11 protein-coding genes are annotated in these 16,408 nt (G+C 66.9%); 5 read left to right on the forward strand and 6 right to left on the reverse strand.

Annotated elements, in window-relative coordinates; all coding sequences use genetic code 11:
- Nucleotides 1-48 precede the first annotated feature (48 nt).
- Complete coding sequence (locus AC5P53_RS11915; protein ID WP_049404958.1) at nucleotides 49-960, forward strand: LysR family transcriptional regulator; 912 nt, start codon at nucleotides 49-51, stop codon at nucleotides 958-960.
- A gap of 121 nt (nucleotides 961-1,081) precedes the next feature.
- On the opposite strand, the gene AC5P53_RS11920 is transcribed toward AC5P53_RS11915, so the two are convergent.
- Nucleotides 1,082-1,654 carry a single-stranded DNA-binding protein gene (locus tag AC5P53_RS11920; protein WP_043034165.1) on the reverse strand — a complete coding sequence of 191 codons (573 nt, stop codon included), beginning with the start codon at nucleotides 1,652-1,654 and terminating at the stop codon, nucleotides 1,082-1,084.
- A gap of 291 nt (nucleotides 1,655-1,945) precedes the next feature.
- On the opposite strand from AC5P53_RS11920, the gene AC5P53_RS11925 reads away from it, so the two are divergent.
- The 3 genes from AC5P53_RS11925 to AC5P53_RS11935 all read left to right on the forward strand — a co-directional run bounded on the left by AC5P53_RS11925 (nucleotide 1,946) and on the right by AC5P53_RS11935 (nucleotide 7,606).
- Nucleotides 1,946-2,977, forward strand: a complete 1,032-nt coding sequence (locus AC5P53_RS11925) for a LacI family DNA-binding transcriptional regulator (protein ID WP_014646297.1) — start codon at nucleotides 1,946-1,948, stop codon at nucleotides 2,975-2,977.
- Between the two features lie 129 nt (nucleotides 2,978-3,106).
- On the forward strand, nucleotides 3,107-4,009 hold the full coding sequence (locus tag AC5P53_RS11930) for an ABC transporter ATP-binding protein (RefSeq protein ID WP_046429400.1): 903 nt from the start codon (nucleotides 3,107-3,109) through the stop codon (nucleotides 4,007-4,009).
- Between the two features lie 12 nt (nucleotides 4,010-4,021).
- Nucleotides 4,022-7,606 carry an ABC transporter permease/M1 family aminopeptidase gene (locus AC5P53_RS11935; protein WP_241887219.1) on the forward strand — a complete coding sequence of 1,195 codons (3,585 nt, stop codon included), beginning with the start codon at nucleotides 4,022-4,024 and terminating at the stop codon, nucleotides 7,604-7,606.
- Nucleotides 7,607-7,721: 115 nt separating this feature from the next.
- Here the strand turns inward: AC5P53_RS11935 and AC5P53_RS11940 are convergent, their stop codons facing one another.
- From AC5P53_RS11940 to AC5P53_RS11960, 5 genes are all read right to left on the reverse strand, one after another.
- Complete coding sequence (locus AC5P53_RS11940; RefSeq protein WP_111205859.1) at nucleotides 7,722-8,039, reverse strand: hypothetical protein; 318 nt, start codon at nucleotides 8,037-8,039, stop codon at nucleotides 7,722-7,724.
- A 142-nt stretch (nucleotides 8,040-8,181) separates the two neighbouring features.
- Nucleotides 8,182-8,568, reverse strand: a complete 387-nt coding sequence (locus tag AC5P53_RS11945) for an SseB family protein (RefSeq protein WP_032960680.1) — start codon at nucleotides 8,566-8,568, stop codon at nucleotides 8,182-8,184.
- A 122-nt stretch (nucleotides 8,569-8,690) separates the two neighbouring features.
- Entirely contained in the window at nucleotides 8,691-10,406 is a 1,716-nt protein-coding gene (locus AC5P53_RS11950; protein WP_169411635.1) for an alpha-amylase family glycosyl hydrolase, read from the reverse strand.
- Nucleotides 10,406-11,893, reverse strand: coding sequence for an MFS transporter (locus AC5P53_RS11955; protein ID WP_495227388.1), 1,488 nt, complete (start codon nucleotides 11,891-11,893; stop codon nucleotides 10,406-10,408). The genes AC5P53_RS11950 and AC5P53_RS11955 overlap by 1 nt, the downstream gene beginning before the upstream one ends.
- Nucleotides 11,890-14,094: a Six-hairpin glycosidase-like protein gene (locus tag AC5P53_RS11960; RefSeq protein ID WP_241887218.1), complete on the reverse strand. Its 2,205-nt coding sequence runs from the start codon at nucleotides 14,092-14,094 to the stop codon at nucleotides 11,890-11,892. Before AC5P53_RS11960 ends, AC5P53_RS11955 begins: the two co-directional genes overlap by 4 nt.
- Nucleotides 14,095-14,337: 243 nt before the next feature.
- On the opposite strand from AC5P53_RS11960, the gene AC5P53_RS11965 reads away from it, so the two are divergent.
- Nucleotides 14,338-16,386: a glycoside hydrolase family 97 protein gene (locus AC5P53_RS11965; protein ID WP_241887217.1), complete on the forward strand. Its 2,049-nt coding sequence runs from the start codon at nucleotides 14,338-14,340 to the stop codon at nucleotides 16,384-16,386.
- Nucleotides 16,387-16,408: the final 22 nt, after the last annotated feature.

A 16,408-nucleotide genomic window follows, 5' to 3' on the forward strand; every position in this document is an offset into this window, starting at 1 on the left:
AAGTGAATGCCCTATAATCCGAATGGGTTATGTCAAGAATCTCACATAATGCGCGGATCCGAGTTCGCTGAACTGAAGGCCTTCGTGGCGGTAGTGGAACGTCAGAGCTTCGCGCGGGCGGCGGAACATCTGGGGGTATCGCCCTCGGCCCTGAGCCAGACCATCCGCCAACTGGAAGGCCGTCTCGGCACCCGCCTTCTCAATCGCACGACACGAAGCGTGGCGCCCTCGGCAAGCGGCGGGCGACTGTACGCGCGCATCGCGCCGCTGTTCCAGGAGTTGGCCGTCGCGGTCGCTGAAACCAGCGAAGCCAGCGGACGGATCAACGGGACCCTGCGAATCAATACGCTGGGCATCGCCGCGAGAACACTGATTGCCCCGCGGCTTGCCCGCTTCCACCAGGCCTACCCTGATGTCGTTGTCGACATCGTGGTCGACGACGCGCTCAGCGACATCGTCAGTGGCCGGTTTGATGCGGGCATCCGCGTGGGTGGTCAGCTCGAGAAGGACATGGTGGCCATCCGCCTCACCCCGGACCTGAACATGGTGGCCGTGGCGTCACCGGATTACCTGGCACGCCGCGGAACACCGCGAACTCCCGCGGAACTGCAGGATCACGCCTGCATCAACTGGCGGCTGCAGAGCGATGGCAGGCAGTACCGATGGGAGTTCAAGAAGCGAGGTCGCCACCTCGAGGTCGCCGTGGACGGTCCTGTCGTCACCAATCACGCTGACATCGGGATTGCGTCGGCCCTGGCCGGCCTTGGAATCGCCTATCACTTCGAACAGGATGGTGTGGGCGAACTGTTGGCACAGGGACTGCTGGTGCGGGTACTGGCGGATTGGTCGGTCTCGCGGCCCGGGCTTTTTCTCTACTACCCGAACAGGCGGCATCGCCCCGCCCTGCTGGGCGCGTTCATTGACTGCCTGCTGGACCAGGGAATGTTCGGCAATCGGTGACGAGGTCGACGAACGTCCGCATCCTGCCGCCGGGCAATGGGATCCTGCCACGTCGCCTGTAACGAGAAGGGCCCCGGGCACGCGTGCCAGGAGCCCTTGTCGGGATAAACGGAAGGTACGCTTAGAACGGAATATCGTCGTCAGCGAAGTCGTCCATCGGCGGCGCCTGCTGCGGCTGCGGGCGCTGGTTGCCGCCCTGGTTGCCGTAACCCCCGCCCTGGTTGCCGCCCTGGTTGCCATAGCCACCGCCCTGGCCGCCACGCTGGCCACCGCCGCCACCGCCATACTCCTGGCGCGGCGCCTGCTGGCGCTGCGGACGATCGCCGCCGTAGTTGCCACCACCACCGCCACCGCCTTCACCGCGGCCGCCCAGCATCTGCATTTCATCGGCGATGATGTCGGTGGAGTACTTCTCCACGCCGTCCTGGCCGGTGTACTTGTCGTAGCGCAGGCTGCCTTCGACGTAGACCGAGCTGCCCTTGCGCAGGTACTCGCCGGCGATCTCGCCGAGCTTGCCGAAGAACACCACGCGGTGCCATTCGGTGCGCTCCTGCTGGTTGCCATCCTTGTCCTTGCGGACGCTGGTGGTGGCCAGGCTGATGCGGGTGATCGCCATGCCGCCCTGGGTGTACTTCACGTCCGGGTCGTTGCCGAGATTGCCGACCAGGATGACTTTGTTGATGCCGCGCGCCATAGGTACCTTCGTCCGTTGTCCAGGGGCAGACCGCCAGTGATAGCACAGCCCCGGGCGGGGTGCAGTACGCTGAGCCGCCCCTGGTGAAATTTGGGGGAATGCGAGAACGACGCATCTTACCATTGCCGCCGCCTTCCGCCCGGTCAGGAGACCCCGACCGCACCGAAGGATCAGGCTGATTTCCTTGTCCGGCAATAACTTACCTGCGCCCAGGCCGACGCCCGGAGGGGCATTCGCGTCTGCGCATGGCATCATGCCCGGGCACCTCCCACATGCCCGCTCCGCCCACACATGACGATCAAAGGCAAAGCCACCTCCCTGGACATCGCCCACCTGGCCGGGGTCTCCCAGCCGACCGTGTCGCGGGCCCTGCGTGGCAGCCCGATGGTCAACGCCGAGACCCGTGAGCGCATCCTGCGCATTGCCCGCGAGCTGAACTACAAGGTCGACAAGAATGCCTCCAGCCTGCGCCTGCGCAATGCCGGCACGCTGGCCCTGCTGTTCTTCGAGGACCCGACCAACGACGACTCGCTGATCAACCCGTTCTTCCATTCGATGCTGGGCTCGATCACCCGCGCCTGCGCCCTGCACGGGCAGGACCTGCTGGTCTCGTTCCAGCAGCTGTCCACCGACTGGCAGGCCGATTACGAGGACAGCAACAAGGCCGACGGCATCATCCTGCTCGGCTACGGCGACTATCACGAATCGCGCGACCGCCTGCAGCGGCTGGTCGAACAGGGCACGCACTTCGTGCGCTGGGGCGCCGCCCTGCCCGGCCAGCCCGGTGTCTCGATCGGCAGCGACAACTTCCAGGGCGGGCATGACATCACCACCCACCTGCTGCAGCAGGGCTGCCGCCGCATCGCCTTCCTCGGCCATGCCTCCAGCCACTACCCCGAATTCCAGGAGCGCTACCGCGGCCACGTCGCGGCCCTGCAGGACCACGGCCTGGCCGCCGAACCGGCGCTGCAGCACGATGCGATCACCACTGAAGCCTCCGGCCAGGAAGCCTGCCAGGCCCTGTTGGCGCGCGGCGAGCCGATCGATGCGATCTGCGCGGCCAGCGACCTGATCGCCATCGGTGCGATGCGCGCCCTGCGCGAGGCCGGGCTGCGGGTGCCGCAGGACGTGGCGGTGACCGGCTTCGACGACATCCCGCTGGCCGCTTCGGTATCCCCCGCGCTGACCACGGTGCAGCAGGACACCAAGCAGGCCGGCCAGCTGCTGGTGGAACGCCTGCTGGCGCTGATCGGCCGGCAGCCGGTGGACAGCCAGAGCATCCCGGTGAAGCTGGTGGTGCGCGAATCATCCCTGCGCGGGTAAGCGCCGCTGGGCCGGCGCGCTGGCCAACGCACGACGGCGGGATTCTCCCCCCATGACCAACGGCGGATGCGCACGGAGGCGGTTGCGCGGATAACGCGCAGACATTGCCCATGGAAAGGTGTACGTCGCATGCTGAAGATCGATTCGCTGTCCAAGACGTACGCCAACGGCGTGCATGCCCTCAACAACGTCACCCTGGACATCCCGCGGGGCATGTTCGGCCTGCTCGGCCCGAACGGCGCCGGCAAGTCCTCGCTGATGCGCACGCTGTCCACCCTGCAGGAGGCCGACAGCGGCACGGTGACGCTCAGCATTCCGGGCGAGGCGCCGATCGACGTGCTGCGCGACAAGGACGCCGTGCGCCGTCGGCTGGGCTACCTGCCGCAGGATTTCGGCGTGTACCCGAAAGTCAGCGCGCTGGACCTGCTGGAGCATTTCGCAGTGCTCAAGGGCCTGACCCAACGCGCGCAGCGCCGCGAGGTGGTCGATGGGCTGCTGCAGCAGGTGAACCTGTGGGATGCCCGCAAGCGCAAGCTGGGCACCTACTCCGGCGGCATGCGCCAGCGCTTCGGCATTGCCCAGGCGCTGCTGGGCGACCCGCGGCTGGTGATCGTCGACGAGCCCACCGCCGGCCTCGACCCGGAGGAACGCAACCGCTTCCTCAACCTGCTGGCGGCGATCGGCGAGAACGTAGCGGTGATCCTGTCCACCCACATCGTCGAGGACGTGACCGACCTGTGCCCGACGATGGCGATCATGAACAAGGGCCAGGTGCTGCTGACCGGCCGCCCCAGCGAAGCGATCAACGCCCTGCAGCACCAGGTCTGGCGCAAGCAGGTCGATCCTTCGGAGCTGGCCGACCATGAAGCGCGCTACGTGGTGCTGTCGACCCGTCTGGTCGGTGGCCGCCCGGTGATCCATGTGCACAGCGCCAACGACCCCGGCGACGGCTTTGCGGCCGTGGCTCCCGACCTCGAAGACGTGTACTTCCAGCGCCTGCGCCTGCAGGCCCGTGCTCGCGCAGCAGCCTGAGCGGAGCACGCCATGATCCTCGATTTCTTCCGTTTCGAGCTGCGCGAGCAGCTGCGTTCCCCGCTGCTGTGGCTGCTGGCCGGGCTGTTCGCCCTGCTCGCCTTCGCCGCTGCGTCCAGCGACGCCGTACAGATCGGTGGTGGCAGCGGCAACGTGCACAGCAACGCGCCCACCGTGATCGCGCAGATGCTGGGCATCTTCACCCTGCTCGGCATGCTGGTCACCGCCCTGTTCGTCAGCAATGCGCTGCTGCGTGACTTCGAACTGGGCACCGCCGAGCTGATCTTCGCCAGCCCGGTGCAACGCCGCGATTACCTGGCCGGCCGCATCGCCGCCGCCCTGGCTACCGGCCTGCTGTTCTACCTGCTGGTCGCTTTCGGGCTCTGGCTGGCACCGTTCATGCCCTGGGTGGACGCCGAGCGCATGGGGCCGATCAGCTGGCAGGGCTATGCCTGGAGTTTTGCGGTCATCGTCATTCCCAACCTGTTGTTCACCACCGCGCTGCTGTCACTGCTGGCAGCGGTCACGCGTTCAATCCTGTGGGTCTACATCGGGCTGGTGGCCTACCTGGTCCTGTTCGGCGCCAGCGCGGCGGTGCTGCGCGACATCGACAACACCTGGCTGGCGGTGCTCAGCGAGCCTTTGGGCATGCGCGCCCTGTCGCGCACCATCCGCTACTGGTCCACCGCCGAGCACAACAGCGGCGTTCCCGGCCTGGCGGGCTACCTGCTGGCCAACCGTGCCCTGTGGCTGGGCGTGACGGCGCTGCTGTTCGCCGCCACGTTCGCCCTGTTCCGCACCGAGCGCAGCGGCAGCGGCCGTCGTCGCTGGGGCCGCCGGCAGGCGCAGCCGGTTGCCGACGCCGCCGCCCTCCGGCCCAACCGCACCCCGTTGCCGCGCGTGGTACCGGCATTCAGCGCGACCACCGCGTGGCAACAGTTCCTGCGCCAGGTGCGCTTCGACACGCGCGGCGTCCTGCGCAGCGTGCCGTTCATCGTGCTGCTGGTGCTGGGCCTGGCCAATTTCCTGCCCAACGCGCTGTTCCGGCAGACCCTGTACGGCACCTCGATCTGGCCGGTCACCTCGCAGATGATCATGGGCCTGCAGGGGGCCTTCAGCTGGCTGCTGGTGATCATCGTGCTGTTCTTCGCCGGTGAGCTGGTGTGGAAGGAACGCAGCGCGCGCATCAACGAAGTGACCGATGCCATGCCGGTGCCGAACTGGGTACCGCTGCTGGCCAAGTTCACCGCACTGCTGGCAGTGATCATCTGCTTCCAGGCCGCCGGTGCACTGGCGGCGATGGGCGTGCAGCTGGTCAAGGGCTACACCCACCTGGAGCCGCTGCTGTACCTGCGCAGCCTGGCGCTGGACTCGGTGATCTACATCCTGATGGGAGGCCTGGCACTGGTGCTGCAGGTGCTCACCAACAACAAGTTCGTCGGTTACGCGCTGCTGATCGTGGTGATGATCGGCCAGGGCGTGCTCGGCATGCTGGACTACACGCAGAACCTGTACACCTTCGGTGGCTGGCCCAACGCTCCCTATTCGGACATGAACGGCTACGGCCACTTCCTGCCGGGGCAGCTGGCATTCCAGGGCTACTGGGCGCTGTTCCTGCTGACCCTGATGTGCCTGGCATCGGCGCTCTGGGTGCGCGGTGTCAGCCAGGGCCTGCGCCAGCGCCTGGCCCTGGCCGGCCGCCGCCTGCGCGGCCCGACCGGCGTCTTCGCCGGACTTGCGGCATTGGCCTTCGCCGGCGTGGGCAGCTGGCTGTACTGGAGCACCAATATCCGCAACGAGTTCATCTCGCCCGACCAGCAGCTGGACCTGCAGGCCCGCTACGAGCGCGAGCTGTCGAAGTACCGCACCCAGCCGCAGCCGCGCATCGTGGCGGTGGACAACCGCGTGGACCTGTTCCCGGAATCGCAGTCGATGGTGATCGATGCGAACTGGACGGTGCGCAATACCCATGCCACGCCGATCCAGGACGTGCATGTCTCGATAGGCGATGACAAGCAGCTGGTCGACGTCGACCTGGGTGGGCAGACGCTGTCGTTGCACGATGCCGATCTCGGCTACCGCATCTACCGCCTGCAGAAGCCGCTGCAGCCGGGCGAAACCCGCAGCGTGCATTTCCGGGTGGTGCAGAAACCCAACGGCATCACCGCCGGGCTGGCGCCGAGTAACATCGTGGACAACGGCACCTTCTTCAACAGCCGCGTGCTGCCCTCGTTCGGCTACAACGAGGGCGCCGAGATCAGCGACCGCAACGAGCGGCGCAAGCGCGGCCTGGGTGAGCCGCGGCGCATGCCCAGGCTGGAGGACGACGCCGCGCGTGCCAACACGTACATTGCCAATGATGCCGACTGGCTCGACTTCCGCACCACGGTCTGCACCGCACCGGACCAGGTAGCGCTGGCCCCGGGCTACCTGCAGCGCGAGACCACGGTCAACGGCCGGCGCTGCTTCAGCTACGCCATGGACCGGCCGATGCTGAACTTCTATGCCTATCTATCGGCACGCTGGGAGGTGCGCAAGGCGAAGTACAAGGACATCCCGATCGAGGTCTACTTCGATCCGGCGCACGGCTACAACGTGGACCGGATGATCGAGGCGGTGCAGAAGTCGCTGGCCTATTACGAGGCGAACTTCACCCCGTACCAGCACCGCCAGGTACGCATCATCGAATTCCCGGGCTATGCCCGCTTCGCGCAGTCGTTCGCCAACACCATCCCCTATTCCGAGGCCATCGGTTTCATCGCCGACCTGCGCGACCCGGACAAGGTGGACTACGTGTTCTACGTGACCGCGCACGAGATCGCGCACCAGTGGTGGGCGCACCAGGTGATCGGCGCCAACGTGCAGGGTGCGACCGTGCTGTCCGAATCGCTGTCGCAGTACTCGGCCTTGATGGTGATGGAGCAGGAATACGGCCGCCAGCACATGCGCCAGTTCCTCAAGCGCGAACTGGACGGCTACCTGTCCGGCCGCGGTGGCGAAGCCATCGAGGAACAGCCGCTGGAACGCGTGGAAAACCAGCAGTACATCCACTACCAGAAGGGTTCGCTGGTGTTCTACCGCCTGCGCGAGGAAATCGGCGAGCAGGCGCTGAACCGTGCGTTGAAGCGCTTCCTGCAGGACAAGGGCTACCAGCAGCCGCCGTACACCACCTCACGCGAGCTGCTGGGCTACATCCGCGCCGAGACCCCGGCCGACCGCCAGCAGCTGGTCACCGACCTGTTCGAGAAGATCAGCTTCTACGACAACCGGGTGATGGCCGCCAGCGCCCGCAAACGTGCTGACGGCCGCTACGACGTGACCCTGGACCTGCATGCCGCCAAGCAGTACGCCGATGGCAAGGGCAGGGAGAGCGACGCGAAGATGGATGACTGGGTCGAGATCGGCGTGTTCGCCACCGGGCCGTCGGGCAAGGAACGCGACCAGAAGGTGCTGTACCTGCAGCGCCACCACATCACCAGCGCCGCGCCGAAGATCACGGTGACGGTGGATGAAAAGCCGGACGAAGCAGGCTTCGATCCCTACAACAAGCTGATCGACCGGGTGAGCGATGACAACCGGCGCAAAGTGACGATGTGAAGCAACGGGGCGCCGGCCGATGTGCCGGTGCTCCGCGCGACGCGTGCGGGCTTGGCTTGGCCTTGCTGTAGTGCCGAGCCATGCCCCGCACACCGTCCACGACAACCGCGAAGGTTCAGCGCACCGGGGCCTTCGGCCCCAGCAACGCCAGCAGCACGAAGACCACGATCGAGGCGACGGTGCCAAGCACCGCCGGCAACCCGAATGCCCACGCCGGACGGCCCTGCTGGCGCGCCCACTGGCCCAGATGCCAGGCCGCCCCCAGGTTGATCAGCCAGGCAATGGCGAACACCGGCCACAGCACCATGCCCACCGCACGCAGAACAGGCATGAACACCAGTGCGGCGACGATGGCCGCGAACAGGAAGACCAGTGCGGAGCGGGAATGGCGTGATCGTGCCGGTGCGTCGGCGGGTGATTCGCTGAATTCCATGGAGAGTGCCTCGATCCCGATGTAGTCCAAAGGGGATCACGTACGGTGCCCGAAGGGAAGCTCTCTGTAGTATCGAGCCGTGCTCGACTGATCCGGCATTGCGCGAACGGCAGCCGAGCATGGGCTTGGCTCTACATGACAATCAACCCTGGGCGAAGTCCTTCAGGATCTCGCCGACGCCGCTGGGCGAGATCTCGAAGCCCAGCGAAGTGCCCGGGTTGATCACCACGCCGTAGCCACCCGGCACGCGGCGCAGCACGTCCAGCATCCGCCAGCGGATCTGGTGTTCGGCCTGCTGGCTGTAGATGCCCACCCGCGACGGATCGGTGAACACGGCCACGTGCAGGGTGCCCTGCTTGTCGAACAGCAGCGGGTCGAAGCCGCTGCCATCGGGGGTCACCAGGCTGCCGGTCAGCAGTACCACCTCGGAGGCGACGAAGGCCTCCATGAAGGCGCGGATCGGCACCGACCCGTCCATCGCCGCCTTCAGCAGGGTTTCGATCGGGGTCTGCGGGGCGAGGTCGGTCATGGCGATACGGCGGGGCGTGAGGGGGGGCCTATTGTGCCGGATATGGTCACCCCGGTAGTGCCGGCCGCTGGCCGGCACCTGAAGGTGCCATGGATTCATGGGTTGCCGGCCAGCGGCCGGCACTACCGCCCCAGACGCACGTCCCGCGCCCGCTGGTCGGCCATCGCCTTGTCCAGCTCGGCCTGCAGCGCCGGCTGCTGCACGGCGGCATCGAGCACGTACACCTTCACCCCGTGCGCCGGCACTTCGGCCTTCAGGGAAGCATCCACCTGCAACGAACCGCCGTCCAGCGCATCACGCCAGCGGCCCGCCTGGACGTACCGCGCCACGGTGAAGGTCTTCGCACTGTCGCCCTTGTTCAGCAGCACCAGCGCGGTCTGCGCCACCTCGCCATGCTGCAGCACGCGGAAGAACACCGCCTCATCACCCTGCAGGCGCTCGTTCACCTGCAGGCCGCGCTGCAGCGCCGGAGTGGCTGCGCGCAGCCGGGCGATACGCTGCAGCGGCGCGAAGATCGGACTCTTCGGCGCAGCATCCACACGCGGCTGGCCGAAGTAAGCGCGATTGCCGGCATGCTCGGCACGGCCACGCATGAAGCCCGTCTCCGAGCCGTAATAGACCACCGGAATGCCGCGCGCGGTGAACAGCCAGTTGTGCGCATCGATGAAGCCGTTGTCACTGGCCTGCAGGCGCGGCATGTCGTGGTTGTCGTAGAAGCTCATCAGCTCGTACGGGTTGGCATACGGCCCCCCCCTCAGGTGCAGCGGCTCGGCCAGGGTTTCAAAGCCCTTGCCGGCGGTGCCGAACGCCTGCTCCAGCGCACCGCGCAACGGGAAGTCGAGCACGCTGACGTTGGCGTTGGCCGGCCAGGTGTGCTCTGCAATGCGCGCGGCATCGTAATCGAACGCTTCGCCGAACATGAACATGCCCGGGTGCTCGGCGCGGATACGCTTGACGAAGGCATGCCACCACGGGTGCGGCAACCAGCCGATGGTGTCGATGCGCAGCGCATCCACGCCCTGAGCGGCCCATTGCAGGTAAGCACCGACCAGGTAGTCCATCACCGCCGGATTGTCCTGGTTGAAGTCGGACAGCTCGGCAAGGTTGCCATCGAAGATCGAGCCGTCCTTGCTGTCGACCGGTCCAATGCTGTTGTAGAACGCGTGCAGCGGGTTGTGCTTCGGATCCAGTTCCTGCGGCGGCAGGTTCTGGTGGTCGGCGATCAGTTTTCCGTCCTTGTCGAAGATCTGCCCGAACTGCGGCTGCCGTGTCGGCATGGTCCAGGCCGGCGAACCGTGGTTGCCTACGATGTCCAGCACCACCTTCAAGCCGGCACCGTGCAGGCCCTTGGTCAGCCCGGCGAAATCCAGGTCTTTGCTGGGCAGGTGCTCATCGAGCTTGTAGAAGTTGATGCCCCAGTACCCGTGGTAGCCGGTCTTGCCGCGGTCGGTCAGCGTGCTGGTGCAGCTGATCGGCTTGCTGCCGGTAAAGGCCTCGTCCGGGTTGTCGACGATGGGCGTGATCCACACCGCGCCGAAGCCGAGGTTGCGGATGTACTGCGCATTGTCGAGCACGCCGCGGAAGTCGCCGCCGAGATAGCCGATGTTGCCGTCCACCTTGTCCGGGCATGGCACCGGAATATCGAAGGTGCGGTGCACGCCGCCCTGGTCACGGTGATCGTTGGACGGATCACCGTTGACGAAGCGGTCGGTGACCACGAAGTACACCGCATCGCTGGCGAACGGTTCGGTGGTGCCCACATAGTCCGGGCGCGGCGCGGCCGCCGCATGGCCGGCCAGCAGCATCAAGGAAACAGCAACAGACAACGCAGCACGCATCACACCACCTCCGGACGGGACGGAACCCACAACACGCACAGGCCGGCAATGAACAGGCTGCAGCCGCCCAGCACCAGCACATGCATCGGCTGGCCGCCCAGCAACGTGCGCAGGGCGAAGCCGAGTGCACTGGCCGCCACCAGCTGCGGGATCACGATGAAGAAATTGAAGATGCCCATGTACACGCCCATCTTCGATGCCGGCACGCTGTCGGACAGCATTGCATACGGCAGCGAGAGGATGGACGCCCAGGCGAAACCGACGCCGACCATCGACAGCAGCAGCCAGTGCGGGTCGCGGATGAACATCAGCGAGACCAGGCCGGCACCGCCCAGCCACAGGTTGACCAGGTGGCTCCAGCGCAGGCCGATCGCACGCACCATGAGTGGAATCAGCACCGCCGCCAACGCGGCGAACCCGTTGTAGGCGCCAAACAGCACGCCCACCCAGTTGGCGCCCTCGTTGTAGGCCGCCGACTCTGGTTCAGTCGAACCGAAGTGGGCGCCAGCCACCGCGGCGGTGGTGTAGATCCACATCGCAAACAGCGCGAACCACGAGAAGAACTGTACCCACGCCAGGCGACGCATGGTGACCGGCATCGCGCGCAGGTCGCCGACGATGGCGGCCAGCATGTGCGTGGCCGGCAGCGTACGCGCGAGCGCCAGCAGCAGGCCATAGCCGGCACACAGGCCGGCCAGCACGTACAGCATCCGGTCGCCCTGCCGCCAGGTGATCAGCAGCGCCAGCAGTACGCCCAGCCCCAGCCATCCGGCCACCTGCACCCAGGGCGCCGGGCCGCTGATCGGCGCTGCTGCGTGACGTGCCGGAGGTTCGGCGTCATCGAAACCGGCCAGCTCCGCCGGTGAGTATTCGCGGGTGCTGACCACCGTCCAGGTGATTGCCGCCAACAGCACCACCGCGCCGAAGTAGAACGCATAGCGCACGGTATCAGGCACCTCACCTGCGGCGGCCGTATTGGCGACCCCGAAGTGGGCCAGGATGAACGGCAGGAAGCTGGCGACGATGGCGCCCACGCCGATGAAGAAGCTCTGCATGGCATAACCGGCCGGACGCTGGCGCGGCGCCAGCTGGTCGCCGACGAAGGCGCGGAACGGCTCCATCGACACGTTGATCGAAGCATCGAGTACCCACAGCGTGCCGGCGGCGATCCACAACGTCGGCGAGTTCGGCATCACCAGCAGCGCCAGCGTGGTCAGCACCGCTCCGATCATGAAATAAGGACGGCGGCGCCCCCAGCGCGTCCAGGTGCGGTCGGACAGGTAACCGATCACCGGCTGCACCAGCAGGCCGGTCAGCGGCGCGGCGATCCACAGCCCGGGCACCGCGTCGATGTCCGCGCCCAGCGTCTCGAAGATGCGGCTGGCATTGGCGTTCTGCAGGGCGAAGCCGAACTGGATGCCCAGGAAGCCGAAACACATGTTCCAGATCTGCCAGAACGACAGCTGCGGCTTGGCGGTACGATTCATCGTGCGCCCTCTGCCGCGGCCACCGGCGCCACCATCAGCGCCTGCACCTGGGCCTGGTTGAGCACGCCATCGCGTCCGCCCTTGCCCCCGGTGTAGTGCGCGAAGTGCTGCAGCGCACTCATGTTGAAGCCTTCTTCAAGCGTGACCGTGCATCGGCCCTTGGGCACCGTGAATGTCGCCGAGGTCGAGTCCTGCACGGCCACGCTGTGCGGCAGGGTGACGGTGTGCCGCTGCAACGGCTGGCCCGGGCACTGCAGCACCAGCTGCTTCACCGCAGCGGTAACGCCGGTGTTGATCGGCCCGTTCGGGTTGCGGTACTGCAGGCGCAAGCGCACCTGCCCGGCCTTGGCCGAGGTGAACTGCCAGCGCTTTGCACCCTTCAGCTGCTGCTGCGGACCGATGCAGAGCATCGGGCTGTGCAGCGACTCCAGCGCCCCTTCGCGGGCGGTCAGGCTGAGGCAATGCTGCAGGCCATCGTCGCCGATGCGTGCCAGTCCGTTGTCGGCCGTGACCGCCCGACCGTCCTGCCACAGCACCTGGCCGGCGGCGACCGCGACGGTCCAGCCCTTGCCATTGCGGCGTGCCTGCGGCGCGGCCGGTGCAGCAGGTGCACGCGCGTTGGCATCGGCGGTGGTCGTGTCACTGCGCGTGGCTGCTGCGGTAGGCACCAGCTGCACGGTGGTGGTGGCACCGCGCGTGGTGACCTTGCCCGCCACCAGCAGGCCATCACCCACCTGCTTCGGCCGCTCCAGCACATAACGCTTGCCGTTGGCCTCCAGGGAGATGCGGCGTTGCTTGCCGAACAATTCGGGCACCAGCACGGCCGGCAGCTTGGGCTGCACGCGACCATCGTCCTGCACGCCGAACACCCCCTCGATCACCATCGACAGGTAGCCGGCCACCGACCACAACTGGCGTTCGGAATTGACCACCGGGCCGCTGAGCTCCCCTTCGTCCACGTGCACCGCCTGGGTCACCAGCTCGTAGTTCTCCATGTTGGAGCCGGCCAGCGCGGCACCGCGCATCAGCGAGCGGATTTCGGCAGCGATGCGCGGCGCATCATCCAGTTGCCGCGCCGCACGCAGCGAGTAGGCGCTGACAAACGGCCAGATGGCGCGGTTGTGGTAGATCGGCTGCTGCGCTTCCTGTGGCCAGACCACCGGGCTGCCGGCCGGCCCCATCGGGTAGGTGGCCAGCGCGCGACGCGCGCGCTCGGGCGGCAGCACTTCAGCCAGGATGCCCAGCGACAGGCCGAGCAGATCGATCTTGGCGTACGGCACCGGGTGTGCGGCTTCGCCGATGTAGCTCATGTACTGGCCGGTATCCTCGCGCCAGAAGCGCGTATCGATCTGCCGTGCCAACGCATCGGCCCATGCCTTGTACTCGGCCGCGCGCGCATCCCCGCGCTGGTCGGCCAGGCGTTCGGCCAGGCGCAGCGCCTGGTAGTGCAGCACGTTGGTGGACAGGGCGTAGGAATCACCGATGAAGCGCACATCCTCGCGGGTCCAGTCCGGATAGGTCTGCTCGCGCCAGTCCAGGAACGAGGTCTCGCCACGGTACAGGCCCATCTGCATGTCGAATACCATCGCGCGGTCCTGTGCCAGCGTGCCCTGCAGCGCCTGCCAGACCTGATCGGCAAATGCGCGATCGTCCAGCAGATGGCGTGCGGCCAGGAACCACACCACGCGGTCGCTGCTGATCGGCCAGCTGCCGCCGGAACCGGTGTCCTGTGCGACGAACAGGCCGGAGGTATGCCCATCGCGGGCCGCCGACAGCTTGAACTGCAACGATTGCCGGGTGCGCTGCGGATCCAGCCGCGCCAGCGCCAGATCGGCGGCGAAGCTGACATCGCGGGTCCAGACATAGGGCCAGCGCGCACCGGTCTGGAAGCATTCGCACGGCACCGGCCGGCCCTCGTCGAACGCCGGATCGCGGATCGCATCCACGCGGTCCTGGTCCAGCTCCTGCTGGGCCAGCGCGAACAACGCATCGAACATCACGCTGCCGGTCTGGCTGCGCATCGGCATGGGCGCGATGCGCACCTCGCCGCGCCCTTCCGGTGTGCGCGCATGCAGCACGAAGCTGCCCTTGGCAGCGGCTTCGGCACGCGCATGGCGGCCGTCGAATTGCAGGTCGGCCGCCTGCGCGGTCGACCCCAGCGCTGCCCCCAGGGCAGCGGTCAGGCAAATGATCTTCAGCATCGAAGCGGCGGACCGGCTTGCGCCCGTCGGCCTCCCTCCCTCTCTGCACGCGTTGTAGGTCCGCAACACCGTTGCCGGTCGGCGGGCGCGGCCCCTCCCTCAAGGTGCCTTGGTCCCATGGTAGACGCGGGGCTGTCGGCTGCGTCCAGTTGCATACGTATTCATGGCATCGCGCGGCAGCACGCCTGCCCCGCTGGCTTATGGTCCGGATCGGCCAACGGTGCCTTGGGAGGGGCCATGCCGATGTCACCCATTGCTGTACGCACGGTGTTCGCGCACCTGTTCGGCCTGGCCCTGCTGGGCGCGGCCTCGCTGGCATACGCGGCCCCGCAGGTCGCCAGTGTCGAATCACCGGGCAAGGTGCTCAAGGTCAGCCTGGTGCTGGACGGCGGCACCGCGCGTTACCGTGTCGAGCGCCTCGGCGACACCGTGGTGGAGGATTCGAAGCTCGGCTTCGCGCTGCGCGACGGCCGCCTGGATCGCGATTTCGCCCTGCTTGGCCAGCAGCGGCGCAGCGTCGATGACACCTGGGAGCAGCCGTGGGGCGAGCGCCGGCTCACCCGCAACCACTTCAACGAGCTGACCGTGCAGTTGGCTGAAACCACCGGCAGCAAGCGGCGGCTGGATGTGGTGTTCCGCGTCTACGATGATGGCCTTGGCTTCCGCTATGTGTTCCCTGAACAACCGAACCTGCGCGAAGCCATCATCGATGACGAACTGACCGAGTTCGCCATCGCGCCCGAATCAACCGCCTGGTGGATTCCTGCCGGCGAACCGATCCACTACGAATACCTGTATCAGCGCACGCCGCTGCGCGAAGTGCCGCTGGTGCATACGCCGATGACCCTGCGCAGCCGCGATGGCCTGCATCTGGCGATCCACGAGGCCGCGCTGGTGGACTATGCCGGCATGTGGCTGCGGCGCACCGAGGGGCAGCGCCTGCGCGCGCAGCTGTCGCCTTCGGCCGAAGGCTGGAAGGTACGCCGCACCCTGCCCTTCGCCACGCCGTGGCGCACGCTGCAGATCGCCGATCGTGCCGGTGGCCTGGTCGAATCGGACCTGATCCTCAACCTCAATGAACCCAACGCGCTGGGCGATGTGAGCTGGGTGAAGCCGGCCAAGTACCTGGGCGTGTGGTGGTCGATGCACCTGGACAACGAGAGCTGGGCAACCGGACCGAAGCACGCGGCCACCACCGCCAAGACCAGGAAGGTGATCGACTTCGCGGCCGCGCACGGCTTCCGCGGCGTGCTGGTGGAAGGCTGGAACCCGGGCTGGGATGGCATGTGGGTGGGCAATGGCTACGACTTCGATTTCACCCGCGCCACGCCTGATTTCGACATTGAAGCGCTGACGGCGTATGGCCTGAAGAAGGGCGTGCACCTGATCGGCCATCATGAAACCGGCTGCGCCATCGAGCACTACGAGGACCAGCTGGGTGCCGCGCTGGACCTGTATGCACGGCTGGGCGTGGACCAGTTCAAGACGGGCTACGTCTGCGACGACGGCCAGGTCGACCGCCGCAATCCGGCCGGGGGCCCACTGTGGCGCGAGTGGCACGACGGGCAGTTCATGGCCCGCCACCACCTGAAGGTGGTGCAGGAAGCCGCGCGCCGGCACCTGTCGGTCAACCCGCATGAGCCGATAAAGGATACCGGCCTGCGCCGCACCTATCCCAACTGGATCTCACGCGAAGGCGCGCGCGGCATGGAGTACAACGCCTGGGGCCAGCCACCGAACCCGCCCGAGCACGAGGTCAACCTGGTGTTCACCCGCATGCTGGCCGGGCCGATGGATTACACCCCCGGCATCCTCAGCCTGAAGGGCCGCCACGGCCAGGCCATTCCCAGCACGCTGGCCCGCCAGCTTGCCCTGTACGTGGTGCTGTACAGCCCGATCCAGATGGCCGCGGACCTGCCCGAACACTACCTGCAGCATCGCGAGGCGTTCCGTTTCATCGAGGACGTGGCGGTGGACTGGGAGCAGAGCCGCGTGCTCGATGGCGAAGTGGGTGACTACGTGACGATCGTGCGCCGCGACCGCAACAGCCGCGACTGGTTCCTCGGCAGCATCACCGACGAACACGGCCGCGTGCTGCCGGTACCGCTGGGCTTCCTGGAGCCAGGCGTGCGCTATCGCGCCGAGATCTACCGCGATGGTAAAGGCGCTGATTTCCGCAGCAACCCGTTCGCGTTCGCACGCGAAACCCGCGAGGTGACCAGTGCCGATGCACTGACGCTGGTGCTGGCACCGGGCGGTGGGCAGGCCATTCGCTTCACGCCCATCCACTGAACGTTTTCCTACCTGCGCTCCC

Source organism: Stenotrophomonas sp. YJH_SMC_82 (assembly GCF_059368875.1).